We start from the raw sequence: 26,538 nt of genomic DNA, 5'->3' as shown, positions 1-26,538 counted from the left end.
CCCACCCTAAAGACCCCCACCCCCACTCTGAGCACCCGCCAGCCACCCCATCGCGGATAGGCCGCCTGGCCGGTGCCCAAGGTGGCCGCGGCATGGGTGGTGAGGCGGGACTTTGGGCACCCGCTAGCCACGCGATCGCGGATCGGGCGCCTAGTGGGTGCCCAAGGTGGCGGGTGCTCAAAGTGGGGGCGCCGTGGTGGCGGGGCGGGACTTTGGGCACCGGCCGGCCACGCGATCCTGGATCCGCCGACTGGTGGGTGCTCAAAGTGGGGGAAAGGCCGAGGGCCGCAAGGGGGTGTTCCCCTTGCGGCCCTCGGAGGGTGCTGAATCAGGCGGGCTTGTTCGGACCGTTGTCGATGTCGTCGTCCTGCCCGTCCAGGCCGTCGAGACGGTCCTTGGCGACGTCGACGCCCTGGTCGATCTTGTCGCCGTACTTGCCACCGGTCTTGTCGTCAACGAAGTCGCCGGCCTTGTCGAGTCCGCCGCCGACCTTGTCACCGTGGTCGTCGACCAGGTCCCCGGCCTTGTCCTTGAGGTCCTCGGCCTTGCCCTTGAACTTGTCGAAGATGCCCATCTCGGGGGCTCCCATTCCTAGCGTAGTGAACTACTTACAGACAGCTAGCGGTGATCTTCCCACCATCAGGGCCCCAGGTGTGGGAGGTGATCAGCTTCCGTCGCCAGTGGGGCCGGTCTCCACGTCGCCACCGCTCTCGACGTCGCCACCGGACTCGACGTCGCCGCCGGAGTCGGTGCCGCCGTCGCCGGGGGACTCGACGTCGCCGCCGCTGCGGGTCAGTTCGACATCCCCGCCGCTGCGCTTGAGGTCCTCCGCGGTGGTGTCCTTGCCCAGGGCTTCCTTGGCCGCGTCGGCCTCTTCTTCGAACGGATTCGTCACTGAATCTTCCTCCCGAGTCGGTGCTGCGATGTGTTGTCGGCCCCCCGAATCGCTAATGCGGTCCGGACCGTAATTTCCTTGCCCCTGTTCCTACCGAACTCCGGCGGTGACCACAACCCCGCTGGGCCGACTTTGTCCCAGAGTTCACGCCGTCCGTCCGCCCGGTCAGGGGCACTGTCACACTACAGAGATGGCCAGGTCACTCGTCGTCGCCGTCGTCGGCCCCACGGCGGCCGGAAAATCGGACCTGTCGGTTGCCCTGTGCAAGGAACTTCCGGGCGAGGTGGTGAACGCCGACGCGATGCAGGTCTACCGCGGGATGGACGTCGGTACGGCGAAGATCACGCCGGCCGAGCGGGCCGGAGTACAGCATCACCTGCTCGACATCCTGGATGTCACGCAGACCGCGACGGTGGCCGAGTTCCAGCAGCTCGCCCGGGCGGCGATCGACGACTGTCTGGGGCGGCAGGTGGTTCCGGTCCTGGCCGGAGGGTCGGCGCTCTATGTCCGCGCGATCCTCGACGACTTCGCTTTCCCCGGCACCGACCCCGCCGTACGGGAGCGCCTGGAAGCCGAGCTGGAGGAGCAAGGCTCCGGCGTACTGCATCGCCGGCTGGCCGAGGTCGACCCCGCCGCCGCCGAGCAGATCCTGCCGAGCAATGGTCGCCGGATCGTGCGCGCGCTCGAGGTCATCGAGATCACCGGCGGCCCGTACGTCGCAACGCTGCCCGAGCACACCTATGTCTACCCCGGCGCCGTCCAGCTCGGACTCGACGTACCGCGGCCGATTCTCGACGAGCGGATCGACCGCCGGGTCGACCGGATGTTCGAGCAGGGCTTCGTCGACGAGGTGAAGGACCTGCTGGGTAAGGGCTTGCTGGACGGCCGTACTGCGAACCGCGCGCTCGGCTACTCCCAGGTGATCGCGTTGCTGCGGGGCGAGCTGTCCGAAACCGAGGCTCGCGAGCGGACAGCGCAGGCGACTCGCAGGTTCGCCCGGCGGCAGGACTCCTGGTTCCGCAAGGACCCCCGGATCACCTGGCTCCCTTGGGATGCTCCCGACCTTGTCGACCGAGCCCTCGAAGTAGTACGAGGCAACCAACCGGGCGCCGCCGGCGTAGTCGGAGTGGAAGAGGGCGCACGGCATGTCTGATCACTACGTGCGTGCTGCGCGTCACCCGGCACGGCACCTCGCCGCACTGGAGCAAAGGCCACGATGGAAAAACATCGAGGCCTTCACTCCAGCACGGCGAGCTACCGCACCGGGCAACTGCTCGCGACTGCACGTAGCGATCAGACATGCCGTAGGGGCTGTCGATGCGAGGGGGTGACCGTGAGGCCGAGTTCCGTGAGTACGTCATCGCGGACCGCAGCAGACTGTTGAGAACGGCGATGTTGCTCACCGCGGGCGACGTCTACACCGCCGAGGATCTGGTCCAGACCGCCTGCACGCGCGTGTATGTGCACTGGCACCGGATCCGGCACGAGGGCGCCGGACCGTATGCCCATCGCATCCTGGTCAACGCCTTCCTGGACGAGCGCCGCCGGGCCGGCCGCCACCCCGAGGTGGTGACCGCCGAGACGTTCGAGCCGAGGCTGTCCGAGCAGACGGATCCGGTGGACACACTGGCCGTCCGCAAGGCGCTGCTGGAGCTCGCGCCACGGCAGCGGGCCGTCCTGGTGCTGAGGTACTTCGAGGATCTCGACGTGGCCAGTTGCGCCCGGATCCTGGAGTGCACCGAGGGCACCGTGAAGAGCCAGACCGCGAAAGCGCTGAAACGACTGAAGGACCTGATGGCCGAGGACCCGGCCACGGATCCAGCGACCGGGAGTAGCTGAGAAGTGGACGACGTGAAGAAGCTGCTGGCGGAGTTCGCCGACCGTGCGGTCGACGGCATCCCGCCCGCGGATGTGGATGCGGACGTGGCGCGTGGCCGCCGCGCGCTGCGCCGGATCAGGGCGCGCCGCCGGGTCACCGGCGTCCTGTGCATCGCCGCGGTGTCGACCGCCGTACTCGCCGTCGGAAACCAGATCAAGTGGTGGGGTGACGGCCAGGCGGCGGTGGCCGGCGGCCCCGGGGAGGCCGCCTCGGTGGCTGGGGCGGGGGAGGCCGGCGCGACCACGATGCGCTCGGCGAGCCCGGCGCCGACGAAGTCCGACGACACGATCTCGATGTACTCCACCGCCACGGTCGTCTCGCTCGGCGCCAACCAGGAACCGTGGAACAACATCAGCTGCACGCTCGCACCGCAGGGCTGGACGCCGCAACGGCCGCTCAAGGCCGATCACGTTCTCCTGACGCCGCCGAACCTGCGGACCTCGGACCTTGGCCCGAAAGGCGGGCTGGACCTGAGGACGGCTCCGGAGGCGACGAGCCTGCAGGCCACTCGGGTGACCGAGGCAGGCGGCAAGGTCTTCCACCTCGGCACGACTGACGGCCGCGAGACCGGCCAGGTGCTGCTCGGCCAGCGTTGGCTAGTAGTCCAGCTACCAGCCGGCAACGCAGCCTGGAACGACGACCTACTCCGCCAGTTCATGGCATCCTGCAGCGTCAACTGACGCGCCAGAACTAGCGCTCACGCCGCTGAGAAGGTAGGCAGGGCCTGTCCCTGTAAGCCCCAACTCTGCGGAGGACCCGTGACACCGAAACGCCTGGCCGCTGCCCTGACAGCGGGTGCGCTCGTCCTGGCCGGCCTGACCGCGAGTACCGCGGCCGCCACCCAAAGCGCCAGTACGGCCGCTGCCACCCAGAGTGCGAGTACTGCCGACCGCGCCCCGCAGTCACCCGCCAAGCACTCCACCGCGATCGGCTTTGGTGGCGCCGTCGCGTCTGTCGACGCCGACGCGACCAACATCGGCCTGTCCGTACTGCGCCGTGGCGGCAACGCCGTCGACGCGGCAGTGGCGACCGCCGCCGCGCTCGGGGTGACCGAGCCGTACTCCGCTGGGATCGGCGGTGGCGGCTACTTCGTGTACTACAGCGCGAAGAACCGCAAGGTGTACACGATCGACGGCCGCGAGACCGCGCCCGCGACGATGCCGTCCGACGCCTTCATCAACCCGGCGACAGGCAAGCCGTACACGTTCACCCCCGACCTGGTCACGTCCGGCGTCTCGGTCGGTACGCCCGGCACCTTGGCGACCTGGGACTCGGCGTTGCGCTCGTGGGGCACGCTGTCGCTGGGCAAGGCGCTGAAACCGGCCGGGGAGCTGGCCGATCGCGGCTTCATCATCGACCAGACCTTCCGGAACCAGACGCTCGACAACAAGGCGCGCTTCTCGGCGGTCGTACCGACGGCGAAGCTGTTCCTGCCGAACGGTGACGCGCCCGTCGTCGGGACGGTGTTCAAGAACAAGGAGCTCGCCAAGACCTACGAGCTGATCGGCAAGCAGGGACCGTCGGCGTTCTACACCGGCCCGCTGGCCAAGGAGATGGAGTCGGTGGTGAAGGCGCCGCCGAAGACTCCTGGAACGACGTTGCCGGTGATGCCCGGCCACCTGACGACGGCCGACCTGGCGAAGTACAAGGTGCTCCGGCAGGACCCGACGAAGGTCCGGTACGACGGCCTCGATGTCTACGGGATGGCGCCGTCCTCCTCGGGCGGTACGACGGTCGGCGAGGCGCTCAACATCCTTACGCCGCAGCAGTTGTCGAAGCAGTCGACCCCGCAGGCATTGCACACCTACCTGGAGGCGTCGGCACTGTCGTTCGCCGATCGTGGCGCGTACGTCGGTGACCCGGCGTTCGTGAACGTGCCGACCAAGGAGCTGCTGTCGGAGGGCTTCGGCGCCGAGCGGTCCTGCCTGATCGACCCCGCGAAGGCGGCGGTCAAGCCGGTGCCGGCGGGCTCGCCAGATGGTTCGTACTCCGCTTGCGCGCCCGGCGTCGCGACCGACGAAAGGCCTGACACAGAAGGCTTGTCGACCACACACCTCGTTGCCGGGGACAAGTGGGGCAACGTCGTCTCATACACGCTGACGATCGAGCAGACCGGCGGCAGCGGCATCACCGTGCCGGGTCGTGGCTTCCTGCTGAACAACGAGCTGACCGATTTCTCGACCGTGTACGTCGAGACCGACCCGAACCGGATCCAGCCCGGCAAGCGGCCGCGGTCGTCGATGTCGCCGACGATCGTGCTCAAGCACGGCAAGCCGTTCCTCGCGCTCGGCTCGCCGGGTGGTTCGACGATCATCACGACCGTGCTGCAGACCCTCACGAACCGGCTCGACCGGGGGATGACACTGCCCGAGGCCGTCGCCGCACCGCGCGCGTCGCAACGGAACACGGCCAACGTGACCGCCGAGCCGCCATTCATCGATGCCTATGGCACCGATCTCAAGCCGTACGGACACACGTTGGTCCCGGCGGGTGACGCCCTCACCTCAGCCGCGGAGATCGGTGCCGTGGCAGCGCTGGAGGTCCTGCCTGGCGGCGGCTACCTCGCCGCAGCCGAACCCAAGCGTCGCGGCGGCGGCGCAGCCGGCACGGTTCACCAACTCTGGCCCAATTAGGGCGTGTCTCCTTGTCTCGTGCGTGCTGCGCGGCACTCGGTGCGGCACCTCGCCGCACTGGAGCAAAGGCCACGATGGAAAAACATCGAGGCCTTCACTCCAGCACGCCGAGCTACCGCACCGAGCACCTGCTCGCGACTGCACGAGACAAGGAGACACGCCCTAACCGCGTTTCAACCGTTTCGGTGCAGTAGGTAGGGGCGGAGGCTCGACCGGCGGTGTCTCGGCACTGCCGGCGTCGAGCCATCCGTCGTACTCCGCGACGAGCGGCTCCAGTACCGCGGTATCGGCGTCAGCCGGGACGAGGACCATCCACGGGTGGTCCTCGTCGTCGTCCTCACCCTGGAACCGCCCCCGGCGCACGACTGCGCCCAGCCGCGCCGCGACCTCTTCCGCGTCCTCCTGTTCCCAGAAGTACGCCACCAGCTGTTCGCCCATGCCGGAAACGGTACGACGAACCCGTGCAACCGATCGACGACCCGACCTGTAGTTCAGGGTGGAGATCGCATCGAGGAGGGGCTGGATGGCTGAGGCGCAGGACCGGGAGTATCTCGAGTACGTCGCCGCGCATCGCGGACGAATGCTAAGGACGGCCCGGCTGCTCACATCGGGTGACGCGTACTGGGCCGAGGACCTGGTCCAGGTCGCGCTGACCAAGCTCTACGTGCACTGGGGCAAGATCCGGCAGACCGAGGGCGCCGCGTCGTACGCCGACCGGATCCTGGTGAACGCCTTCATCGATGAGCGGCGGCGGTTGTGGCGCAGCCGCGAGACGGCCACGGCGGAGATGCTCGACGCCGAACCGGCCCCGGGCCCGGACCAGGCCGACCGGCTGACCGTTCTGGACGCGCTCGCCCAGCTGCCGAAACGGCAACGGGCCGCCGTCGTCCTGCGGTACTTCCGCGACCTCGACACCGCCGCCGTGGCGGAGTTGATGGGCTGCAGCCAGGGCACGGTGAAGAGTCAGACCGCCCGCGGCCTGGAGAAGTTGCGCGATCTCATCGACGAACCTCTGGAGATCTTGGAGCGTGTGCGATGACGGATCTGAAGGACCTACTGGAACAAGCTGCGGGAACCGACCCAGCGCTGACCGATGCCGACCTGGCCGCTGATCTCAGGCGGGGAAAGAGGTCGGTACGCCGCCGGCGCTTCGCCGGAGTGGCCGGGGGAGCCACGGCGATCGCCGTAGTCGTGGCGGGTGCCTGGGCCGTCCTGCCAGGGACGGGGACCAGCGGACTCGACGTCCCAGCGGCCTCCGCGACGCCACCTCCGGCCAGCACGACCACGGCGACGCCGCAGGCCGGGCGCACCCTGCCGGGGCGAGAGGGCCTTCCGGTGCTGCCGACCCAGCGGCCGCCGGTGCCGGCCCAGCCCGTCCGACTGGTTGCCGATGGCATCGTTCGGCCCGGCGTCGATCTGGTCTGTGGGCTGAAACCCGAAGGCTGGAAGCCGGTTGTCATGAAGCTCAACAACGGGATGGGCTCAGAGCTGTACTTCACTGATCCTGCCCTGGACCCGGCCAAGTACGCTCCCGGCAGCATCAGTCTGAAGGTCCGGCATGCCGGGATCTATCCCGACGGCACCGGCCGGATGCTGGTCGAGAAGTACGACAAGACCTGGGACGAACTGCCACATGTGCAAGCGGGATCCCGGCAGGCGATCGTGGCCGGCGCGGCCAAAGGCATGCGCGACGTCCACATGCGGATGAGCAAGACCAAGCTGATCCAGGTCGTCGATGCGGCTGGTCTCGGCTGGGACCTGCCGACCCTGCTCAGGTTCACGGGCTCCTGCGGCTATCCGAAGTAGCGCCCGTACGATCTTCCTATGAGCACCTTTCCCTGGTTGAAGGGGCACGGCACGGAGAACGACTTCGTGCTGTTGCCCGATCCCGACGGGTCCGTCCACGGGGAGCTGGATGCGGCGGTCGTGCGATTCCTCTGCGACCGGTACGCCGGAATCGGCGCCGACGGCGTCCTGCGGGTGATCGAGGGATCCAAGCAGTCGTACGTCGAGGACGGCGGCGACTGGTTCATGGACTACCGCAACGCGGACGGTTCGATCGCGGAGATGTGTGGCAACGGAATCCGCGTCTTCGTCCGGTACCTCGAAGAGGCGGGGCTCACCGGTGACAAGCCGGTTCGGGTCGGTACGCGCGCCGGGGTGAAGGAGGTCGTGCTCAACGACGACGGCACGATCACCGCCGACATGGGTGAGCCGAGGTTCCCCGGGCCGGCAGGCGTCGTGGTCGAGGCGAACGGTCATCAGTGGCCCGCCCTGGCCGTCGACATGGGCAACCCGCATGCCGTCGCTTTCGTGGACAGCCTCGACGAGCCCGGCTGGCTGGTCGAGCAGCCCGGTTGGTCCCCGGTCGAGGCGTTCCCGGAAGGCGTGAACGTCGAGTTCGTGGTGCGGCTCGGGCCGAACGAGGTGGCGATGCGCGTGCACGAGCGCGGCGCGGGGGAGACCCGGTCCTGCGGGACGGGTACCTGTGCCGTGGCGGTGGCCTCCGCCCGGGCGGCTCGCCAGAGCGTGCCGGTCACGTACCGGGTCGACGTACCGGGGGGTGTTGTCACGGTCACTTGGCGTGAGGACAACCATCTGGAGCTGACCGGGCCGGCCGTAGTACACGCTCGCGGGGACTTCGATCGGGCCTGGTTGCCCGCCTGAAGGGGAATTCGCCGAGGTGCGGGGTCGTTGAACCAGTAATCGGCTCGCCTGACTGGGTGCGCCGTGCCACGATGGAAGGTATATGACGACCCAATCGAACGCAGACGAAGTGACCGACGGCGACCTCGACCTGATCCAGGACGACGTGCTCGACGACGAGGAGCCTTCGTCGGGTTATGACCGCGAACTGAACACCGAGGGCCTCGAGCTCGAGGAACGCCAGGCGCTGCGGCGCGTGGTGGGGATGTCGACCGAGCTGACGGACATCAGCGAGGTCGAGTACCGCAAGCTGCTGCTGGAGCGCGTGCTGCTGGTCGGCGTGTGGACCGATGGCAGCGCCGAGGACGCCGAGAACTCGCTCGCCGAGCTGAAACTGCTCGCCGAGACCGCCGGGTCGGAGGTGCTCGACGGCGTCATCCAGCGGCGCAAGAAGCCGGACGCGGCGACCTACATCGGTAGCGGCAAGGTGGCCGACCTGCGCAACCTGGTCGCCGCGCTGGGCGCCGACACGGTGATCGCCGACGGCGAGCTCGCGCCCGCCCAGCTGCGCAACCTGGAAGACAAGCTGAAGGTCAAGGTGGTCGACCGGACCGCGCTGATCCTCGACATCTTCGCCCAGCACGCGAAGAGCAAGGAAGGCAAGGCACAGGTCGAGCTGGCCCAGCTGCAGTACATGAAGCAGCGGCTGCGTGGCTGGGGTGGAAACCTGTCCCGCCAGGCCGGTGGTCGCGTCGGCGCGGCCGGTGGCGGTATCGGTGGTCGTGGCCCTGGTGAAACCAAGATCGAGACCGACCGGCGCCGGATCAACACCAAGATCGCCAAGCTGCGCCGTGAGCTGAAGGACCTGAAGGGCACCCGCGCGACGATGCGCCAGGAGCGTCGCCGGCACTCGATCCCGTCGGTCGCGATCGCGGGCTACACGAACGCGGGCAAGTCCTCGCTGCTGAACAGCATGACGAACGCCGGGGTACTGGTCGAGAACGCACTGTTCGCGACGCTGGACCCGACGACACGGCGTACGACGACGTCTGACGGCCGGGTCTACACGTTCACCGACACCGTCGGGTTCGTCCGGCACCTGCCGCACGACATCGTCGAGGCGTTCCGCTCGACGCTGGAGGAGGTCGCGGACGCGGACCTGCTGCTGCACGTGGTGGACGGCTCACACCCGGACCCGCTGGCGCAGATCAACGCGGTCCGCGAGGTGCTCACCGAGATCGGCGCCTCCGACGTCCCGGAGATCATCGTGATCAACAAGGCCGACCTGGCCGACCCGATGGCACTCGCCCCGATCCTGCACCGCGAAACCGGCGCGATCGTCGTCTCCGCCCACACCGGCGAAGGCATCGACAAACTCCGCACCTTGGTCGAGGCGTCCCTACCGATCCCGAACGTCGCAGTCGAGCTACTACTGCCCTACGACCGCGGCGACCTGGTCTCCCGCATCCACTCCGAAGGCTCGGTAGACCAACTCGAGCACACCGCCGACGGGACGAGGCTAACCGCCCGAGTCCACGCCGACCTGGCCGGCGACCTCACGCAGTACGCCGTAACCGCCTGACAACACCCACCACAACAGCCCGGGAACCCACGTCCCCGGGCTGTTGTGCTTGTACTACGCCCGCCCCTCGCGGCTCCTCGCCGACTCCGGCCACCTTGGGCACCGGCCGAGCACCCATTCCGCCGAACGACGCCCGGCCCGTGCCCAAGGTCGATCCGGGTGCGCCGACTGCGGAGTGCGATAGCCGGTTGTGTGACCGATGGCCGGTCGTAGGGGGCTATTGGTCAGCTAAGGCGCTATCGAACAGACCCGAGCGCCATAGTTCCTTCGTGTCCGGACCCGCAACTTGTGGGCTCGCACCGCAGCACCGGCGTACCGCCGCACCGGGCTGGCGTACCGGCGCGGTCGAGTCGGCGCGGTCGAGTCGGCACGGCGTACCGGACAGGCCAGGGGCGCTCTACTCCTGCTGTTCGACCTGCGGTCCAGGCGGTATAGCGCAGCAATCATCCCTGGCCCGACCGTATTTCGCCCGGCCGCCGACATCGCGCGGAAGCGCAACCAGCCGCGGGGCCGCCGCCGGAAGGGTGCGCAGGGCAAGCGTCACCGGCGCCACCCCCAGCGCGAAGCAGCTGGCGTAGCGCAGCGGAGCAGGCGTCGCGAGCAGCCGCCTGCACCCGTTCACCCACCTCGCCACCGCGGGGTCACGCGGGCGGCCACGTCGGCCCACAGCGACCTGGGGTGCCTCCACTCCGTTGCTCCGCTCTTCCGTCGGGCTGGGAGGGGATAGCCCTTCGAGGGAGGGTTCGCCCCCTGGTCTAGCAGGGGGCGAACCCCGTGAAGCGGGGTTGAGCACACTGTTGGCGGCGCTCGGGCAAGCGGGAGCTGGCTTCAGCGCGTTGTCGATGCCATCCGCAGCCAGCCCCCTGACTGATCCCGACCTGACCTCAGCGCGTTGCCCGACCACCGGCGAACACCACCCGCAGCCAGCCCCTAACCCGAAAGCCCGCCCATCGCGTTGGCGCCACGATCGGCGATGCAGCTGGCGTAGCGCAGCTAGCGTTCCGGCCCGACCGCATTCGCCCGGCCGCGGACGTCGCGTGGAAGCGCCACCTTCACCAGCGATGCAGCCGGCGTAGCGTAGCGGAGCAGGCGTCGCGAGCTCGCCCGCACCCGCGCACCACATCGCCGCCGCGGGGTCACGCGCGTTGGCGCCATGGTCGGCGATGCAGTTGGCGTAGCGCAGCGGAGCGAGCGTCGCGAGCCCACGCCGGCCGCGAGCAGACCAGCGGCCCCGGGAATCGATCCCGGGGCCGCTGGTTTCTAGCTGTCTAGCTCAGGTCGTCAGCTGCGGCTGGAGACCTTGACCTTCATCGTGGTGCCTGAGCGCTCCAGGACCTTGATGTTGACGCCGTTGTTCGGCACCTTCACACCCGCTTGCGGCTGCTCGGGGAACCAGTACTGCTTGCTGTCGTTGAACGTCGAGACGCCGTTCTGGCCGCGGATGTAACTCGCGTTGCCGTTCAGGTGGAGCGAGAAGGAGTCGGCCTTCTCGAGCCCGAACGTTGCGTCGTAGCCGCCGACGCGCGGACGCCAGATGCCACCGTCGAGACGGTTGATCGGGGTCGGGTGCGAGTCGATCGGCAGGACCAGGCCCTCGCCGGGGTGCTGGTTGGTGTTGTTGTTGCGCTGCGAGGTGTCCCAGTACCAGAGCAGCAGACCGTCCTGGTACGGGAAGTGCTCCACCTTGTCGCCCAGCGTGCTCGCCCAGCCGAAGTTGTACGGGCCGGTCTTCAGGTGGGCGTCGTACCCGGTGTAGTTGATGTGCGAGGCGAGGTAGTAGTTGTCGTACGGCGTGGTGAGCGTGGAGCCGACCGACGAGAAGCCGTTCAGCGTCCAGCCCTCCGGCGTCGCCTCCGCGCCCGAGTCGACCAGGGTGGTCGAGCCGTTGGTCACCTTGATCGCGTCCGCGTGGAAGCCGAAGCCGCCGGTGTTCGCGTCGGTGGTGTAGCGCAGCTGCAGACCGATCGTCTTGCCCGCGTAGGCGGACAGGTCGAAGGTGCCGAGCTTCCAGCCGCCGCTGGCGCCGTCGATGCCGTTGCCCTCGGCCGGGTTGGTGATCGAGCCGGCGATCGGCTTGTAGCCGGTGCCGTCGTTCACCTCGACGTAGGCGTAGTCACAAGCGGTGGTGCCGCAGTCCTCGATGTCCCAGTTGGCCTGGAGCGTGAGGGTCGAGGTACCGGCCGGCAGTGCGACCTGACGGTTCATCGTGCGGGTGAAGTTGTCGCCGTCGCCACTCCACCACGACTTGGTACCGGCGAACGGTGCCTGCAGCGGGGAGGTCACCAGCTTCTTCGGCAGGGTGACGACGAGGCCCTGGGCCTTCTTCGAGTTGTACTCGTGCGGCCCGAGCTCGAGGGTCCGGTTCTGACCGGCCGCGACGATCTCGTAGTCGAGCCAGCCGAGCTGCAGCTTCTCCCAGGCACCGAGGTCGGCCGCCTGCTCGCCGATACCGCCGTCAGTGGGCTTGCCGACCCGGCTCTGCGCCATGATCGACCACCAGTTGACGCCGTTCTCGATCGCGGGACCCGACGTGTCGTAGTGGTCCGGCAGACCGAGGTCGTGGCCGAACTCGTGCGCGAAGACGCTGATCCCGCCGTTCTCCGGCTGGATCGTGTAGTCGCCGACCCACAGGCCGGTGTCGCCGATCTGGGCGCCACCGATCGGGTTGTTGGCCGGGCCGCCGGGGAAGCCGGCGTACCAGCGGTGCGACCAGATCGCGTCCTCACCCTGGTGCGGGTCACCATCGGCCTGGTCGCCACCGGAGTGGACGATCTGGAAGTGGTCGATGAAGCCGTCGGGCTCGTTGAAGTTGCCGTTGCCGTTGAAGTCGTAACGGTCCCACTGGTCGAACGTCTTCAGCTCAGCGGTGATCTGCGCCGTCGTCCGGCCGCCCGCCTTCTGGTCGGTGACCCACTGGTTCACCGAGTCCTGGACCAGCGCCCAGGTGTTGTTGCAGACGTTGCCGGTGCAGCCCGTCGGGTTGTTCGACCGGCCGTAGCGCGCCTCGTTGTACTTGACCTTGACCCAGTCGGTGACGGTGCCGTCGACGCTGTAGCGGCCGGAGGACTGCTTCTCGTAGTACTTCTTCACGGAGTTGCCGCTGCCGAAGTACATGTCCTTGAAGTGCTGGTGGTTGTAGTCGGCCTGCCAGACGGTGGAGTTGTCCACCGCGCGGTTCGGCTGCGGGATCGCGTTGTGCAGCGGTCCCTCGAACGTCGCCGGACCGGGGATCGCGGGTGCGGTGTCCTGGTCGGGGTAGTTCGGGTGCCGCTCGTTGCCGAACTCGGCGAGGACGACGAAGATCCGGTCGGTCTTCTCGCGGCTCAGCTCGACGTACTGGTCGACCTTGCCCTTGGCGGCCTTCTGGCCCTTGAAGGCGGCGTTCTTGGTGCCGAGCTTCACGACCGTGCTGGCGCCGCGCTTCTCCGCCTTCGCGGTTCCGTTCAGGACCTTCGTCAGGCCTTCCTGACGCAGTTCCCGGCGCTTGTCCTCCATCGGACTGGGCAGCTCATCCGCTCCCGGTGCGGCCTCACTCGCCGCTGGCGCCGTGCCGGCGCCCTGGAGCGAAGCGGCGTTGCCGGCCGCGCCGGAGCTGATGCTCCAACCGACCGTTGCCGCTAGAGCCAGGCTGAACAGCCCGGCAGATACTTTGCGCACGATTCCCTCCCATGGTGCTGAAAAACACGCCGCGCTTGGTGACGCAACGTGGTCATGGCTCCCCCGAGCGTGGTACTTCTGCGCGACAGTACGGGGAAATCGATCGTTGCTGAAGTAGTTCTCCAGAAATTTCCACGCAACAGCGGGGAATCATTCACGCACGCAATGAGTAAGACCACCTAGATCACTGGAGTACAACAACGCAGCGTCAGGCCTGCCGGATTGGCAGACTGTCGGCTATGGAACCCCTGCGCCCTGATGCCGGCCGGTCACGTGGCGACATGGTCGACCTGATGCTGCCGCTGTGGCGCGCGCTGGTGGTCTTCCGGGTGATCACCTGGGGATTCGCCTGCTTCGGCGTCTGGAGCCGCTGGGACGGCATCTACCGGCCGTCCGGCGCGGTGATCCAGCTGGCGGTGATGGGTCTTTGGACCGTCATTGCCTCGATCGGCTACAGCCGGCACTGGGGCCGCCGCAACACCCGGCTCGCGTTCGCCGACCTGATCGTCACTGTCGGTTGCATGTACCTCACTCTGCTGGCCCAGCCGCTGCTAGACATCCGGGCCGGCGCCTCAGTCCTCACGTCTGTCTGGGCCGCCGGTCCGGTGCTCGCGCTGGCGATCTCGCGCGGTCGCGACGGCGGTCTGCTCGGCGCCGCGACGATCAGCCTGGCCCTGCTCTCGCTGCGCGGTGTGGACAATGCCCCCAAGATCCTCAGCAACGTCCAGCTCCTGCTCGTCGCCGGCCTGGTCACCGGGTACGCCGCCAGCACGATGCGCAAGGCAACCACCAGACTCCGCGAGGCCATCGCCGCGGAGAGCGCGACCGCCGAGCGACTCCGGCTCAGCCGGTCCATCCACGATGGTGTGCTCCAAGTGCTCGCCCAGGTGCAACGGCGCGGTACTGCGATCGGTGGCGAGGCTGTCGAGCTGGCGGCGCTCGCGGCCGAGCAAGAGGTTGCCTTGCGCACCTTGATGGCGACGCGGCCCGCCACCGGCTATCGCGGCCGGATCGATCTGTGCATGCTGTTGTTGCCCTTAGCAACGCCTCGGGTCGATGTCGTCGTACCGGCAGGTCAGGTGTTGTTGCCGACCGCGAAGGCGACTGAGCTGGTGGCCGTGGTCAAGGAGGCGCTGAGCAACGTGCAGAAACACGCCGGGCCCCAGGCGCAGGCCTGGGTAGTGGTCGAGGACCTCGGTGCCGACGTGCTGTTGTCGATCCGCGACGATGGAGTCGGGACGACTGCGGACCGGCTCGAGGCGGACCGGTCCGACGGGCACCTCGGCGTCAGCCAGTCGATCCGCGGCCGGATCACCGATCTGGGCGGCACCGTCACGGTCCGGACCGCCCCGGGCGAAGGCACCGAGTGGGAGATGAAGGTGAGCACGGCATGACGCGGGTGATGATCGTCGACGACCATCCGATGTGGCGCGAAGGCGTCGCGCGGGATCTCGGCAGCCGCGGGTACGACGTCTGCGCGACTGCCTCGGACGTGGCCGGCGGGATCCGGATCGCCAAGGCGACCCGGCCGGATGTGGTGGTGATGGACCTGCAGCTCGGCGACGGCTCCGGCGTGGACGCCACCCGGGAGATCACCGCTGCTCTCCCGGACACCCGGGTACTGGTGCTGTCGGCCAGCGCCGAGCAGGCCGACGTACTGGCTGCCGTGAAGAACGGCGCCTCGGGGTACTTGGTCAAGTCGGCGTCGCTGGACGAGTTCGACGACGCAGTACGGCGTACTGCCGAAGGCGACGCGGTCTTCACCGCTGGGCTGGCCGGCTTGCTGCTGGGGGAGTACCGGCGCCTCGGAGCCGGGCCAGAGGTGCCGCAGCTGACAGAGCGAGAGACAGAGGTACTGCGCTTGGTGGCGCGCGGGCTGACCGCCCGGCAGATCGCCACAAGGCTGGTGCTGTCGCACCGGACCGTCGAGAACCACGTACAGAACACCTTGCGCAAGCTGCAGCTCCACAACCGCGCAGAGCTGGTCCGCTACGCCATAGAGCACGGCATAGACCAAAGCGAGCAGTAGCCACGCATACGCCGTACCGGCTGGGGCGGAGCCGGCACGGCGTACTTGGGGCGGGTTACAGACCGTTGGAGAAGAGCAGGCGGTTCACCGTGCCGCCGGTGGTGCCTCCGCTGACCTTGTTCGGGGTCGCGTTGGTCTCGATGTAGGACTTGACCGTGGCAGGTGAGGCCGACGGGCTTGTCTGCAGGTAGAGCGCGGCGACGCCGGCGACATGCGGCGTGGCCATCGAGGTGCCGTTGTAGGAGCCGGTGGTGTTACCGGGCAGCGTGGAGACGATGGCGGAGCCGGGAGCGTAGACGTCCACGCAGGAGCCAGTGCTGGAGTACGACGCCCGCGCGTCGGTCCTAGTGGAGGCCGCGGTCACCAGCGCGGTCTCGATCTTGCGTGGCAGCAGGTGGCACGAGTTAGCGCCAGTGTTACCTGCCGAGGTGGCAAGGAAGACGCCGGAGCTGATCATGTTGCGAAGCGACGTCTCCAGCGTCGAGTTCGCCGGGTAGTTCCACGAGGTGTTGGCGACGGCGGGCTTGATGGCGTTTCGGGTCACCCAGTCGACAGCGGCGATCGCAGCCGACGCGGTGCCACCACCGGAGCAGTTCAGCCACTTCACGCCGTGCAGCCGGACGGACTTGGCGACACCGTACGAGGTCGAGCCGATCGTGCCGGCGACGTGCGTGCCGTGCCCGTTGCAGTCGGTGTTGTTGCTGTCGATCCCGTTGAAGTCGAAGCTCGCCCGGCCGCCGAAGTTCGGGTGGCTCGGGTCGACGCCCGAATCGATGATGTAGGCGTGTACGCCGCTACCGGTGCGGGTGTAGGTGAAGGAGTTCGACAGCGGCAGGTTGCGCTGGTCGATCCGGTCGATACCCCACGACGGCGGGTTCGTCTGGGTCGCGTCGATCGCCTGGTAGAGCGCATCTTGCGAGATCGCGACGACGTCGGGGTTCTTCTGCAGCGCGGCGAGTTGAGCCGCGTTGAGCTTGGCGCTGAAGCCGTTCACCGCGGTGGTGAACTGGCGCTGCGGGCTGACGCCGAGCGAGCTCTTGAGCTTGGTGCCCTTCTTCAGCTCGACGATGTAGGTGTCCTTGACCGCGGTCACGCCGGGCTCGGCGGGCGCCCGCTGGATCAGGATGATCCGGTCACCGGGCTCCGGGGACGGGGCTGCGCTGGCGGTACTCAGGGCGGTAGTCAAGGCGATCGCTGGCACGATGGCGGCGGCCAGGGTCAGGCGGATGCTACGACGCACGGTTCCTCCTCAAGGAACTCATCACCCACCGGGGCGGAGGGGTGATCACACTCGGTCCGTGAGCGACTACGGAGTGAGTGGGTGAGAAGTTAGGGCCTGCTCACCTGACGCGTCAATCAATTCAGTAGCCCGCTGATGCCATGGCACTGTGTTGACACTTTCCCCCTACCCGGGGGGACGATTGACGGGTTGCGCACGTTCGTAGACTGTGCGTTCCACGCCCAGTGGAATGCTCTGTGTCACGACACCCCCAACTGCGGGTGCCCACTCCCCGGAGGCTTGAAGTGAACCGGTCGTCCCTGGTCCGCGCTTTGTTCGCGTTCCTCGTCCTCGCGGCGTCTACGTACGTCGTCCTGACGGCCAAGCCCGAACTGGGGCTGGATCTCCGGGGTGGCACCCAGATCGTGCTGGAGGCGAGCGACTCGCCGACGGTAAAGGCGAACAGGGAGACCACCGACAAGTCGCTGGAGGTCCTGCGCCGCCGGATCGACGCGCTCGGGGTCAGCGAGCCGAGCGTGACCCGGCAGGGTGAGAAGCGGATCATCGTCGAGCTGCCCGGGGTCCAGGACCCGCGCGAGGCGGCGAAGGTGATCGGCAAGACCGCCCAGCTGACCTTCCACCCGGTGCTCGACCTGGTGGAGGCGAAGCCCGCCAAGCCGGCGGCCGGGGAGCAGTACCTGCCTAACGACAACGGACCCGGCTTCCTGCGGCTGGCGAAGGCCGCGATGACCGGAGAGTTGGTCAGCGGTGCTGACGGACTGATCGACCCGGCGCAGGCGGCGCAGGGCTGGTTCGTCCAGATGGACTTCAAGGGCGACGGCGGCAAGATCTGGGCGAACATCACCGGCAAGGCGGCCTGCCAGCCGGTCAATACCCCGCAGCGCCAGGTCGCGATCGTGCTCGACGGCGAGGTGATCAGCGCTCCGCAGGTCGACCCGAACGGCGGCGCCCAGCTCTGCAACATCGGCATCGTCGGTGGCCAGAGCACGATCACCGGTAACTTCACCGAGGACGGTGCCAAGGACCTGGCCGCGCTGATCGAGGGCGGCGCATTGCCGGTCCCGGTCAAGGTGATCGACCAGCGCGTCGTCGGTCCGTCGCTCGGCAAGGACGCGATCAACGCGAGTGCGATGGCCGCCCTAATCGGCGTCGCCCTGACCGCCCTGTTCATCACCATCGTGTACCGGCTGGTCGGCCTGATGGCTGTCATCGGCCTGATCGGGTACGCCGGCATGTCGTACGCCGCCCTGACGCTGCTGGGCGCGACCCTGACCTTGCCCGGCCTGGCCGGTTTCGTACTGGCGATCGGTATGGCCGTCGATGCGAACGTGCTGGTCTTCGAGCGAGCGCGCGAGGACTATATCGGCGGCCGGACGGACGGCCTGCGCCGCTCACTGCGCAGCGGCTTCCAGAACGCGCTGTCCGCGATCTCCGACTCCAACATCACCACTCTGCTCGCCGCCGGGCTGCTCTTCTTCCTGGCTGCCGGGCCGGTCCGCGGTTTCGGTGTGACACTGAGCATCGGTGTGATCGCCTCACTGCTGTCCGCACTCGTCATCACCCGGGTGCTGGCCGAGTTCTTCGTCTCGCGCAAGTTCGTCCTCAACCGTCCGGGGATGAGCGGTATCGCCGGGCACGGCCGGGTGCGGACCTGGCTGGAGGCGAAGAAGCCGCCGCTGATGAAGCACAGCCGTCGCTGGCTGCTCATCACCGCCGCGGCGATCGTCGTCAGCCTGTCCGGCGTCGTCGTCAACGGGTTGAACCTCGGGATCGAGTTCACCGGTGGCCGGTTGCTCGAGGTGAGTACGGCCCAGCAGATCACCCCTGACCAGGCTCGCGCCGCGGTGGCCGAGGCGGGCTACCCGAACGCGGTGGTCCAGTCCTCCGGTGCCGATGACATCACGGTCCGGACCGGCACGATCAGCGACGACGAGACCGAGAAGATCCGTGAGGCGATCTCCCGGATCGGTGGCGGTACCGAGTTGATCCGCAACGAGAGCATCGGCCCGTCGCTGGGGAGCGAGCTGCGGAACAAGGCGTTGATCGCGCTAGGTATCGCGCTGCTGGCCCAGCTGGCCTATCTGGCCATCCGGTTCCGCTGGACCTACGGCGCGGGTGCCGTCCTGGCGCTGCTGCAGAACGTTGCGGTGGTCATCGGCATCTTCGCCTGGACGGGCAAGCCGGTCGACGGGATCTTCCTGGCCGCGATGCTGACCATCATCGGTTACACGGTCAACGACTCCGTCGTCGTCTTCGACCGGATCCGGGAGACCCGCAACGCGCGCTCGACCGAGAACCTCGGCCCGGTGGTCGACACCGCGATCATCAACGTGCTGCCACGGACCATCAACACCGGTATCAGCACGCTGTTCATCCTCACCGCGCTGCTCTTCCTGGGCGGTGACTCGCTCGCCGACTTCGCCCTCGCGTTGCTGCTCGGCATCCTGGTCGGCACCTACTCGTCCAACCTGACGGCGGCGCCGCTCCTGGTCGAGCTGGAGCGCCGCTTCCCGGCTCCGCCCCCGCGCCCGAAGATCAAGCAACGCGACCGCGACGCCGAACCGGACCGCGGAGCCGTCGTCTGACGCCCGACGCCAGCCGTCGAGTGCGGCACCGTCACCCAGCCGCCGCGCTTCCGCGGCGGGCTCGGTGCGTCAGGGGCCTGCCGTGCCCAACCGCTTGACGACGACACCGATGACCAGGTGTTCCGGGACGGGACCGAATTGGCGCGAATCGAAACTGCCGATGCCGTCGCCGACCAAATAGATATGCCCCGCCGGGACGACTTTCCCGTCTGGGCCTTGCTCGCCGGCGAGCGCGACCAGTCGCTTCACCATCAACGACTGCCGGGTGCGCCCCGGGTCGGGTGGTTCCGCAGGCGAGCCGGTCGTGGAGCTGTTCCCCTGCCGGGAGCGGAGAACCTCCGGCAGCTTCGCAAGCACGATGGCATCCCTTCGCGGCCGGCGCCAGGCTCGAACAGCCAGCACCCGGTCTCCCGGTCCGAGAGTCGGAGCCATGCTGTCCCCGCGGATGGTCACCATGATGAAGAAGGCACGAGCGAAGACGGCGCCCGCACCAAGAAGCAGTGCTATCGAGATGGGAGTTCTCATCGTCGTTGGTTCTGCCTTCCGTCTCGGACAGCCCTCGGAAACGGAAGGCAGAACCGTGGTCGTGCGGTGATGGACGGTCGGTCCGCGATGACTTCTGAACTACTACTTCCTCTCTTCCTCAGCTTGGTGGGTCAATGGTGGTGGAAGCCAAGAACGCTACCGGCAGCTACCTGACGTCTCGGCATAGCAGCCGTACGCGCCCCGGCAAGTCCTGAACCACCGGAGGGATTGTCCGTTTCCGCAGCAGGCCCAATCGCTGCACCCGCCGAATCCAGGACACTGGTTGATCTGGCAGGTTTGGATGGCTGACGCCTCGACGGTCGGCACCAGCAGGGCTAGCGCCCGATCTGCTGCCTGTTCAAGATACTTGATCATGCTCTTCCTTTCGTGAAACTGATTCCCGGAACTGCGGACCGACCTTCAAGGTCGCTGTGCGGGTCCCGTGGAAAGCCGGAACCGCCTGTTGCCAGCGTCTTGTCGACGGTGGCCAGTGGCTGTGTCAGCGACAGCTCTTGGACCTGCTCGGGGAGGTCGCCCACGCCGGGGCCTTCGTAACCTTGTGCCTGCAGGGTGAACAACCGGGCATAGAGACCTCCCGCGCGGAGAAGCTCGAGGTGGGTCCCCAGTTCGGCAACCCTCCCGTCGGTGAGGACGACGATCGCATCCGCCTGCCGGACGGCGCCGAGCCGATGGGACACGAGCACCGAAGTACGGCCGGCACGGTATTCGTTCAGCCGGCGGTGGAGGCGGTACTCGCTTTCGGCGTCCAACCCAGCTGTCGGCTCGTCCAGGATGAGAAGGTCGCGGTCGCTCCGCATGAGCGTCCGAGCGAAGGCCAGCCGTTGCCATTGGCCACCGGACAAGGCTGCGCCCACCTCCGAGGTCCCTTCGTCACTTTCCGTCGCGAACAGGCGGCTGAGCAGAGTGTCGTAGCCGCGGCGCATCGCCTGCAGCTGCTCGTGGATTTCCGCCGTGCGGGCCGCAACTTCTATTCGGGACCTGTCCAGCAACGCCGGCAGATCCCCAACGCCGATGTTCTCAGCGGCTGTCAGGTCATAGTTCATGTAGTCCTGGAACAGCACGCCCATTCTGCGCCTGAGGTCGGCGACCGGGACGTCGCGGATGTCGATCCCATCCCAGAGAATCGCCCCGCGTGTCGGGTCGTAGAAGCGGCACAGCAGTTTGATCAGTGTGCTCTTTCCCGCGCCGTTGAGGCCCACGAGTGCTACCGACCGACCGGCCGGGATCGTCAGGCTCACTCCCCGGAGAATCCAGGACTGGGCGTCGTCGTATCGGAACCACACACCGCGTAGTTCGATCTGATGGTGCAGCGGTGGGAGTCGTGCCTCGAGGGTCGCTGAGGGGAGGTCGTCGGGAAGGGTTGTGATCGCAGTGTGCTGATCGAACGTCAGGAGAGCTTGGTTCGCTGCGGCGATGCCCCCGACCAGGGCGGCTAGGGCGGCCTGTGTTCCAGACACCGCGACGATGAAGGCAGAGATGTCTCCGACGCTCATCTGACCCGAGGCGGCCGAGCGCACCACCCAGATCAACCCAGCTCCGGACAGGAGAGCGCCGAGGAGCGCCAGCGCTGCCTGCACCAGCATGACTCGTCGGTCCATCAGTCGCTCACCGACTTGGATCCGCCGGAGGGCGTCGAGGAGCCGGCCGCCTAGGAAACCGCCGAGGTCAAGGAGTCGAACTTCCTTCGCTGCGCGGGCGTCCGTGATCAGGGAGGTGTAGAAAATATGCCGCCTGTTCTCGGGGGACAGTTCGAACATCACTCCTAGATGACGCCTCGACAGGGAGATCTGGGCTGCTAGGGCCGGAAGGGCAGCCCCTACCAAGATGATTGCCATGACTGGGCTGATCAGCGAGAGAGCGGTCAACAAGCTAGCCACTGTGATCAGGCTTCGGGCCATGTCGAAGGTACCGGTGGTAACCGGCGAGAGTGCGCCGCCGGTCGCGGTCGTCGCCACTCTCAACCGGTCCAGGAACTCAGGGCTCTCGAAACGAGACAGTCCTGAGAAGGAGGTCACGGCCTTGTAGAGCCGCTCTTGAAGATGACGATCCGTCCGCCTGGTCAGCTCTGCTTGCCAGTACGCGGAGATGTGAGGCATGACCGCGAGAGCGAGGCCGGCCGCGGCCAGACCTGCAGCCAGCCACGCCAGCGAAGTGGCTTCCTGCTGATCCGCGACGACATCGAGCACGATTTTGGTCAACCAGGCGACGCTGGCCGGAAGTAGGCCGCTGACGATGGCGGTGACAACCAGGCCAAGTGACAGCAGGGGTCCAATTCGCCAGGAGAGCGCGATCAGCGACGCGGCGCCCCTGAGCCCGGCCGCAATCCGCCGAGGGGTTGACGGCGCTGCTAGTCCCATCTCACCTGGATCCGGCCGCGAGGGTGGCATCCAGGAAGCTCTGCGTGGAGGTTGATGGCCCTGCTTCCAGAACTGTGCCCTCTGGACTCACTGCGAGGAAGGTGGGGAACAGGTTGATGCCGAGCTTGTCGACGACTGCTGCCGCATCCGGCCCGGCCACGATGATCGGTCTGTTCCCCAGGTTCTCGATCAGCCGGGTCGCATCCGTCCCGGTCCCCGAAACAACGGCAAGTGCCGCGTGGCTCTCGGCCTGGTTAGCGAGGGCGACGAACTCCGGTAGGCGATCATGGCACGCGCTGCAACCTGCGCTGAAGAAGCCGATCAGGTGTGGGCGCCCGCGCAACATCTCGGTCGTGACAGTTGCGCCATCTCGCGCGGTAGCAGAGAACTCGGGCAGCGGGCTGTCCTTGAGGCCTGACTGCGAGGCGCTGTCCGCCGAGGCGAAGGTCGGTAGGCCGTCGAGCCGTTCGGTGTGTTCGCGCAGCCTGCGCACCACGCCAAAGGTCAACAGCAAGTCCAACAGGCACATCACGCCGACTAGGATCAGCCCAGCAACGACATAAGGCATGGAACAACCTCATCTTTCCGATCGAGGAGTGGCGTTCGCCGTGGCCACTCGATGGGGCAACCAGAGGGCGACAAGATCATCGATTCGGACCAGAAGGAGAGCGACCATCGCGGCAGCGACCGTTGTGATGATCACGCCTCCCGGTTCCGGCGGCGGGGTAGATCCGGATGCTGTGATGCCCAGGGTGCAGATCACTATCAGGACGATGTTTCGAGCCACCTGCGGCCAGCCCATGGGAGCTGTCGATGGGCCGAAACAACGACAGGCGACCCGGCTGCCACGACGGATCACCACCAGTTGACTGACGGTGAAAACCATCAGGAGACAGAGGCTGTACGCGAAGGATGCCGTGATTGACCATCCAAGGGCGAGCAGGGCGGCTGCGCAGACTTCCGCGACCACCACGCCGCCCGCCATCTGTCCTGCCCAGCCTTGCGGAGCGACCCGCATCGCCTTGACGGAGCTCCGGAAGTCAGTGAAGTCAGCAGGTCGCACCTTGCTGAGGGCCGATGTCGCGAAGATCAGGAATAGCGCGAGCCTGCTGCCGAGCTCCAGGTACCTCATGGGCAGATTCCTGGCCGGAGCTGGATAGCCAGAGCTGGAATCGCCCGGGGCACTGTGACGGCAATGTCGGCAAGATGATCCAGCATGGCGATCCTCTCTGTGAAGGCACCTCGGGCGCCACAGCGCAAAGTGGTCGAGCAGTCGCGAGCCTGCGATGCCCTCATGCCCGCAAGTGAATGGACCATAGGCAGGGCTTCTGTCGGCAACCTGTCACCGCCCTGCCATGAGGAGTTGCCTGATGCAGGAGCTGGCTGGTGGACCGGACTCCGCTAGTACGACGCCCGCTGTACCACTCGGCTACTTATCCACACCCTCAGCCCTTCGGCGGAAACTGTCCGCGGATCCAGCTAGGGTGATGCGGTGGGTGTTGAAGTGCGGGAACTGCTGGAGGCCGCGGTCTCCGGGATCGGTGGTCAGACGCGTCCCGGCCAGGTCGAGATGGTCGAAGCGGTGGACGGATCCATGCACGACGGATCCCACCTCTTAATCCAAGCCGGCACCGGCACCGGAAAGTCCCTCGGCTATCTGGTCCCGGCCCTGATACACGCCGTGGAAGGCCGCCGCGTCGTGGTCTCCACGGCGACCCTCACCCTCCAGTCGCAGCTGGTCGACCGCGACGTACCGGCTCTGCTCGACGCCACCGAGAAGCTGCTGCCGCGCCGCCCGTCGTACGCGATCCAGAAGGGCCGCAACAACTACGCCTGCCTGCATCGCATCCGCGAAGGAGCGCCCGACGACGACGGCATGCTGATCGACGTACCGCCGGCGGGAGCGACCGGCCAGCAGGTGCTCGAGCTGCGCGACTGGGCCGAGCAGCAGCTGCGCGACGGCGAGGCCGGCGACCGGGATCACGCGCCCTCGCATCAGTACCAGGCCTGGCAGCAGGTCGCGATCACCGCCCGCGAGTGCCTCGGCGCCCAGAAGTGCCCGTACGGCGACGAGTGCTTCGCCGAGAAGGCCAAGGAGCAGGCGCGCAAGGCCGACATCGTCATCACCAACCACGCGTTGCTCTCGATCGACGCGTTCGAGAACCGCACCGTCCTGCCTGAGCACGACGTGGTGATCGTGGACGAGGCGCATGAGCTGCCGGCCCGGGTCACCGGCGCGGCCGGGGACGAGTTGTCGCCGCAGATGGTCGAGCGGGCCGCCAAGCGGGCTCGCCGGTTCATCGATGACGACAAGGCCGACGACCTGATCGATGCGTCGGACGCGCTCCGGGCGGCGCTCGACGAAACCCGCGAAGGCCGGATCGAGGCGGCCAACGGCGCCGCCCTGGAGGCGGCCGCTCTGGTTCGCGACGCGGCCCGCGGCGTGTACTCGGACCTGAACAAGAAGTCCGACGACAAGGACGACGACCCCGACGGCGCCAAGCGGCAGTCCAAGGGCGCGGTGAAGGAGATCTTCGACGTCGCCGAGCGGGTCGCCGCGCTGAGCGACCTGGATGTCGTCTGGCTGGTCGACCGGGACAGGTTCGGCCGAGAGCTGCGGATCGCGCCGCTCACCGTCGCCGGGCTGCTGCGCGAGTTGGTGCTGAAGGACCGCACCGTCGTACTGACTTCGGCGACGCTCACTCTCGGCGGCGACTTCGACGCGATCGCCCGGCAGGTCGGGCTGCGGCCGGCCGACAAGCTGGACGCCTCCGACGAGATGCCCTCGGTGGACACCGACTCGGAGACCGGCCCGCTGCCGTGGCGCGGACTCGACGTCGGCTCCCCGTTCGAGTACGAGAAGCAGGGCATTCTGTACGTCGCCAAGCACCTGCCGCCGCCGCATCGCGACGGGCTGGGCAAGAAGCAGTTCGACGAGATCATCGACCTGATCACCGCCGCCGGCGGGCGGACGCTCGGGTTGTTCTCGTCCCGGCGCGCGGCCGAGGCGGCGACGGCCGCTGTCCGCGAGGCCACCGACCTGAAGGTGCTTTGCCAGGGCGACGCGCAGCTGGGGGAGTTGTCGCGGGAGTTCGTGGACGATCCGGAAACCTCGCTCTTCGGCACGCTGTCGCTGTGGCAGGGCATCGACGTACCGGGGTCGACCTGCAACCTGGTGATCATCGACCGGGTGCCGTTCCCGCGGCCCGACGAGCCCCTGATGGCTGCCCGGCAGCGAGCCGTCGACGAAGCGGGCGGCAACGGCTTCATGGCGGTCGCCGCGACGCATGCCGCCTTGCTGCTTGCCCAGGGCACCGGCCGGCTGATCCGCCGGACCAGCGATCGCGGGGTGGTCGCGATCCTCGACCCCCGCATCGTCACCGCCCGGTACGGCGGTTACCTGCGCGCCTCCTTGCCTCCGATGTGGCCGACAGCCGATCGTGAGAAGGTGCTCGGCGCCTTGAAGAGACTCCAGGACTGAAGATGCCCCGCGCTGCTGACCCGGGGCGTTGATCCGCCATGTCCGGGACCGCGCCGCCGGTGCTGCCGATGATGGCTGCGCTCGGGAAGATGCCGTCCGGACCGGGCTGGTCGTACGAGATGAAGTGGGACGGCATCCGGGTGATCGCCGAGGTCGACGAGACGGGCTGCCGGTTGTGGTCGCGCAACAGCCGCGACGTCTCCGGCGGATATCCGGAGCTGGTCGGGCTCGCGCAGGCGCCAGGGCTGGAGCTGCCCGCGGTGCTGGATGGCGAGATCGTCACCCTCGACGAGTCCGGAGCGCCGTCGTTCGGCCTGCTGCAACGGCGGATGCACGTCCGCGACCGGCGCCAGCTGACCCACCTGATCAAGCAGGTCCCGGTCTCCGTCCGGGTCTTCGACGTACTCCGGTTCGCCGGCCGCTCGTTGCTAGAGGCAACGTACGACGATCGCCGGGCGCTACTCGACTCGCTCGACATCGGCGACCCGTTCTGGGAGGTGCCACCGGCGTACTCCGATGCCGACGAGGCACTGGAGTTGTCGGCTTCGACCGGGCTGGAAGGCGTCGTCGCCAAACGGCGCAAGTCGCGGTACCTGCCGGGCAAACGCAGCTCGGACTGGATCAAGGTCAAGCCCGTGCTCACCCGCGACGTCATCCTCTGCGGCTGGCATCCTGGCGAAGGCAACCGCGAAGGCCGAATCGGCTCCCTGTACTGCGGTGCCTACGACTCGCCCGGCGGGGAACTTGTGCTGGTCGGCAAGGTCGGCTCCGGCCTCGACTTCGCCATGCTGGAGGTGCTGAGTGCCGAGCTCGCCGCTCTCGAGATCGACACCCCGCCGTTCGACACCTCCACCATCCCGAATGCCGACCGCCGGGCCGCGCACTGGCTCGACCCGCTGTTGGTTGCCGAGGTCACCTATTCCGGCTGGGCCGGCGACGGGCGGCTCCGCCACCCGGTGTGGCGGGGCCTCCGTCTGGACATCGACCCGGCTTCGGTTGTTCGCTAAC

At 67.7% G+C, this 26,538-nt stretch carries 22 protein-coding genes; 13 read left to right on the top strand and 9 right to left on the bottom strand.

Going from position 1 to position 26,538, the window contains the following annotated elements:
* Nucleotides 1–328: 328 nt before the first annotated feature.
* On the bottom strand, nucleotides 329–589 hold the full coding sequence (locus A3ES_RS0133090; protein WP_237745133.1) for an antitoxin: 261 nt from the start codon (nucleotides 587–589) through the stop codon (nucleotides 329–331).
* A gap of 75 nt (nucleotides 590–664) precedes the next feature.
* On the bottom strand, nucleotides 665–895 hold the full coding sequence (locus A3ES_RS0133085; RefSeq protein WP_020391138.1) for a hypothetical protein: 231 nt from the start codon (nucleotides 893–895) through the stop codon (nucleotides 665–667).
* 190 nt (nucleotides 896–1,085) lie between these two features.
* Here A3ES_RS0133085 and miaA point away from each other — a divergent pair, with 190 nt between their 5' ends.
* The 4 genes from miaA (at nucleotide 1,086) to ggt (ending at nucleotide 5,407) form a co-directional block, all read left to right on the top strand.
* Entirely contained in the window at nucleotides 1,086–2,048 is a 963-nt protein-coding gene (gene miaA, locus A3ES_RS0133080; protein WP_020391137.1) for a tRNA (adenosine(37)-N6)-dimethylallyltransferase MiaA, read from the top strand.
* Between the two features lie 164 nt (nucleotides 2,049–2,212).
* Complete coding sequence (locus A3ES_RS0133075) at nucleotides 2,213–2,734, top strand: SigE family RNA polymerase sigma factor (RefSeq protein ID WP_020391136.1); 522 nt, start codon at nucleotides 2,213–2,215, stop codon at nucleotides 2,732–2,734.
* Nucleotides 2,735–2,737: 3 nt separating this feature from the next.
* On the top strand, nucleotides 2,738–3,454 hold the full coding sequence (locus A3ES_RS0133070; protein WP_020391135.1) for a hypothetical protein: 717 nt from the start codon (nucleotides 2,738–2,740) through the stop codon (nucleotides 3,452–3,454).
* A gap of 78 nt (nucleotides 3,455–3,532) precedes the next feature.
* Nucleotides 3,533–5,407 carry a gamma-glutamyltransferase gene (gene ggt / locus A3ES_RS0133065; protein ID WP_020391134.1) on the top strand — a complete coding sequence of 625 codons (1,875 nt, stop codon included), beginning with the start codon at nucleotides 3,533–3,535 and terminating at the stop codon, nucleotides 5,405–5,407.
* Nucleotides 5,408–5,569: 162 nt separating this feature from the next.
* On the opposite strand, the gene A3ES_RS0133060 is transcribed toward ggt, so the two are convergent.
* Nucleotides 5,570–5,845: a hypothetical protein gene (locus tag A3ES_RS0133060; RefSeq protein ID WP_020391133.1), complete on the bottom strand. Its 276-nt coding sequence runs from the start codon at nucleotides 5,843–5,845 to the stop codon at nucleotides 5,570–5,572.
* Between the two features lie 85 nt (nucleotides 5,846–5,930).
* On the opposite strand from A3ES_RS0133060, the gene A3ES_RS0133055 reads away from it, so the two are divergent.
* The 4 genes from A3ES_RS0133055 (at nucleotide 5,931) to hflX (ending at nucleotide 9,635) form a co-directional block, all read left to right on the top strand.
* Complete coding sequence (locus tag A3ES_RS0133055; RefSeq protein ID WP_020391132.1) at nucleotides 5,931–6,446, top strand: SigE family RNA polymerase sigma factor; 516 nt, start codon at nucleotides 5,931–5,933, stop codon at nucleotides 6,444–6,446.
* The gene (locus A3ES_RS0133050) at nucleotides 6,443–7,213 is read left to right on the top strand and encodes a hypothetical protein (RefSeq protein ID WP_020391131.1); all 771 of its coding nucleotides are present in this window, start codon (nucleotides 6,443–6,445) and stop codon (nucleotides 7,211–7,213) included. Before A3ES_RS0133055 ends, A3ES_RS0133050 begins: the two co-directional genes overlap by 4 nt.
* A gap of 18 nt (nucleotides 7,214–7,231) precedes the next feature.
* Nucleotides 7,232–8,074, top strand: coding sequence for a diaminopimelate epimerase (dapF, locus tag A3ES_RS0133045; protein WP_020391130.1), 843 nt, complete (start codon nucleotides 7,232–7,234; stop codon nucleotides 8,072–8,074).
* Between the two features lie 82 nt (nucleotides 8,075–8,156).
* Nucleotides 8,157–9,635, top strand: coding sequence for a GTPase HflX (gene hflX, locus A3ES_RS0133040; RefSeq protein WP_020391129.1), 1,479 nt, complete (start codon nucleotides 8,157–8,159; stop codon nucleotides 9,633–9,635).
* A 1,281-nt stretch (nucleotides 9,636–10,916) separates the two neighbouring features.
* Here hflX and A3ES_RS0133035 read toward each other — a convergent pair.
* The gene (locus A3ES_RS0133035) at nucleotides 10,917–13,292 is read right to left on the bottom strand and encodes an immune inhibitor A domain-containing protein (RefSeq protein WP_020391128.1); all 2,376 of its coding nucleotides are present in this window, start codon (nucleotides 13,290–13,292) and stop codon (nucleotides 10,917–10,919) included.
* A 239-nt stretch (nucleotides 13,293–13,531) separates the two neighbouring features.
* Here A3ES_RS0133035 and macS point away from each other — a divergent pair, with 239 nt between their 5' ends.
* Both macS and A3ES_RS0133025 read left to right on the top strand, forming a co-directional pair.
* Nucleotides 13,532–14,686 carry a MacS family sensor histidine kinase gene (gene macS / locus A3ES_RS0133030; protein ID WP_237745132.1) on the top strand — a complete coding sequence of 385 codons (1,155 nt, stop codon included), beginning with the start codon at nucleotides 13,532–13,534 and terminating at the stop codon, nucleotides 14,684–14,686.
* Entirely contained in the window at nucleotides 14,683–15,321 is a 639-nt protein-coding gene (locus A3ES_RS0133025; RefSeq protein ID WP_020391126.1) for a response regulator, read from the top strand. The genes macS and A3ES_RS0133025 overlap by 4 nt, the downstream gene beginning before the upstream one ends.
* A gap of 55 nt (nucleotides 15,322–15,376) precedes the next feature.
* Here the strand turns inward: A3ES_RS0133025 and A3ES_RS0133020 are convergent, their stop codons facing one another.
* The gene (locus A3ES_RS0133020; RefSeq protein ID WP_020391125.1) at nucleotides 15,377–16,561 is read right to left on the bottom strand and encodes a S8 family peptidase; all 1,185 of its coding nucleotides are present in this window, start codon (nucleotides 16,559–16,561) and stop codon (nucleotides 15,377–15,379) included.
* A gap of 284 nt (nucleotides 16,562–16,845) precedes the next feature.
* On the opposite strand from A3ES_RS0133020, the gene secD reads away from it, so the two are divergent.
* Nucleotides 16,846–19,146, top strand: coding sequence for a protein translocase subunit SecD (gene secD / locus A3ES_RS0133015; RefSeq protein ID WP_020391124.1), 2,301 nt, complete (start codon nucleotides 16,846–16,848; stop codon nucleotides 19,144–19,146).
* A gap of 69 nt (nucleotides 19,147–19,215) precedes the next feature.
* On the opposite strand, the gene A3ES_RS0133010 is transcribed toward secD, so the two are convergent.
* The 4 genes from A3ES_RS0133010 to A3ES_RS51765 all read right to left on the bottom strand — a co-directional run bounded on the left by A3ES_RS0133010 (nucleotide 19,216) and on the right by A3ES_RS51765 (nucleotide 23,181).
* Nucleotides 19,216–19,671, bottom strand: coding sequence for a S26 family signal peptidase (locus A3ES_RS0133010; RefSeq protein ID WP_020391123.1), 456 nt, complete (start codon nucleotides 19,669–19,671; stop codon nucleotides 19,216–19,218).
* A gap of 371 nt (nucleotides 19,672–20,042) precedes the next feature.
* Entirely contained in the window at nucleotides 20,043–22,049 is a 2,007-nt protein-coding gene (locus A3ES_RS0133005) for an ABC transporter ATP-binding protein (protein WP_020391122.1), read from the bottom strand.
* Between the two features lies 1 nt (nucleotide 22,050).
* Entirely contained in the window at nucleotides 22,051–22,617 is a 567-nt protein-coding gene (locus A3ES_RS51770; protein WP_020391121.1) for a TlpA family protein disulfide reductase, read from the bottom strand.
* Between the two features lie 9 nt (nucleotides 22,618–22,626).
* Nucleotides 22,627–23,181: a MauE/DoxX family redox-associated membrane protein gene (locus tag A3ES_RS51765; protein WP_020391120.1), complete on the bottom strand. Its 555-nt coding sequence runs from the start codon at nucleotides 23,179–23,181 to the stop codon at nucleotides 22,627–22,629.
* Nucleotides 23,182–23,553: 372 nt separating this feature from the next.
* On the opposite strand from A3ES_RS51765, the gene A3ES_RS0132990 reads away from it, so the two are divergent.
* Nucleotides 23,554–25,530 carry an ATP-dependent DNA helicase gene (locus A3ES_RS0132990; RefSeq protein WP_020391119.1) on the top strand — a complete coding sequence of 659 codons (1,977 nt, stop codon included), beginning with the start codon at nucleotides 23,554–23,556 and terminating at the stop codon, nucleotides 25,528–25,530.
* A 38-nt stretch (nucleotides 25,531–25,568) separates the two neighbouring features.
* A complete protein-coding gene (gene ligD / locus A3ES_RS0132985) occupies nucleotides 25,569–26,537 on the top strand; it encodes a non-homologous end-joining DNA ligase (protein WP_020391118.1) in 969 nt (322 codons plus the stop codon).
* Nucleotide 26,538: the final 1 nt, after the last annotated feature.

This window comes from Kribbella catacumbae DSM 19601, from assembly GCF_000372465.1.
In the GTDB taxonomy this organism is placed as follows: domain Bacteria; phylum Actinomycetota; class Actinomycetes; order Propionibacteriales; family Kribbellaceae; genus Kribbella; species Kribbella catacumbae.
This window is presented reverse-complemented; position numbering and strand designations above follow the sequence as displayed.

What these genes read in the sequence shown, in the direction of transcription:
- A3ES_RS0133090 (WP_237745133.1), bottom strand. Translation starts at nt 589, where the DNA reads ATGGGAGCCCCCGAGATGGGCATCTTCGACAAGTTCAAGGGCAAGGCC.
- miaA (WP_020391137.1), top strand. Translation starts at nt 1,086, where the DNA reads ATGGCCAGGTCACTCGTCGTCGCCGTCGTCGGCCCCACGGCGGCCGGA.
- A3ES_RS0133075 (WP_020391136.1), top strand. Translation starts at nt 2,213, where the DNA reads ATGCGAGGGGGTGACCGTGAGGCCGAGTTCCGTGAGTACGTCATCGCG.
- A3ES_RS0133060 (WP_020391133.1), bottom strand. Translation starts at nt 5,845, where the DNA reads ATGGGCGAACAGCTGGTGGCGTACTTCTGGGAACAGGAGGACGCGGAA.
- A3ES_RS0133055 (WP_020391132.1), top strand. Translation starts at nt 5,931, where the DNA reads ATGGCTGAGGCGCAGGACCGGGAGTATCTCGAGTACGTCGCCGCGCAT.
- A3ES_RS0133050 (WP_020391131.1), top strand. Translation starts at nt 6,443, where the DNA reads ATGACGGATCTGAAGGACCTACTGGAACAAGCTGCGGGAACCGACCCA.
- dapF (WP_020391130.1), top strand. Translation starts at nt 7,232, where the DNA reads ATGAGCACCTTTCCCTGGTTGAAGGGGCACGGCACGGAGAACGACTTC.
- hflX (WP_020391129.1), top strand. Translation starts at nt 8,157, where the DNA reads ATGACGACCCAATCGAACGCAGACGAAGTGACCGACGGCGACCTCGAC.
- macS (WP_237745132.1), top strand. Translation starts at nt 13,532, where the DNA reads ATGGAACCCCTGCGCCCTGATGCCGGCCGGTCACGTGGCGACATGGTC.
- A3ES_RS0133025 (WP_020391126.1), top strand. Translation starts at nt 14,683, where the DNA reads ATGACGCGGGTGATGATCGTCGACGACCATCCGATGTGGCGCGAAGGC.
- A3ES_RS0133010 (WP_020391123.1), bottom strand. Translation starts at nt 19,671, where the DNA reads ATGAGAACTCCCATCTCGATAGCACTGCTTCTTGGTGCGGGCGCCGTC.
- A3ES_RS0133005 (WP_020391122.1), bottom strand. Translation starts at nt 22,049, where the DNA reads ATGGGACTAGCAGCGCCGTCAACCCCTCGGCGGATTGCGGCCGGGCTC.
- A3ES_RS51770 (WP_020391121.1), bottom strand. Translation starts at nt 22,617, where the DNA reads ATGCCTTATGTCGTTGCTGGGCTGATCCTAGTCGGCGTGATGTGCCTG.
- A3ES_RS51765 (WP_020391120.1), bottom strand. Translation starts at nt 23,181, where the DNA reads ATGAGGTACCTGGAGCTCGGCAGCAGGCTCGCGCTATTCCTGATCTTC.
- ligD (WP_020391118.1), top strand. Translation starts at nt 25,569, where the DNA reads ATGTCCGGGACCGCGCCGCCGGTGCTGCCGATGATGGCTGCGCTCGGG.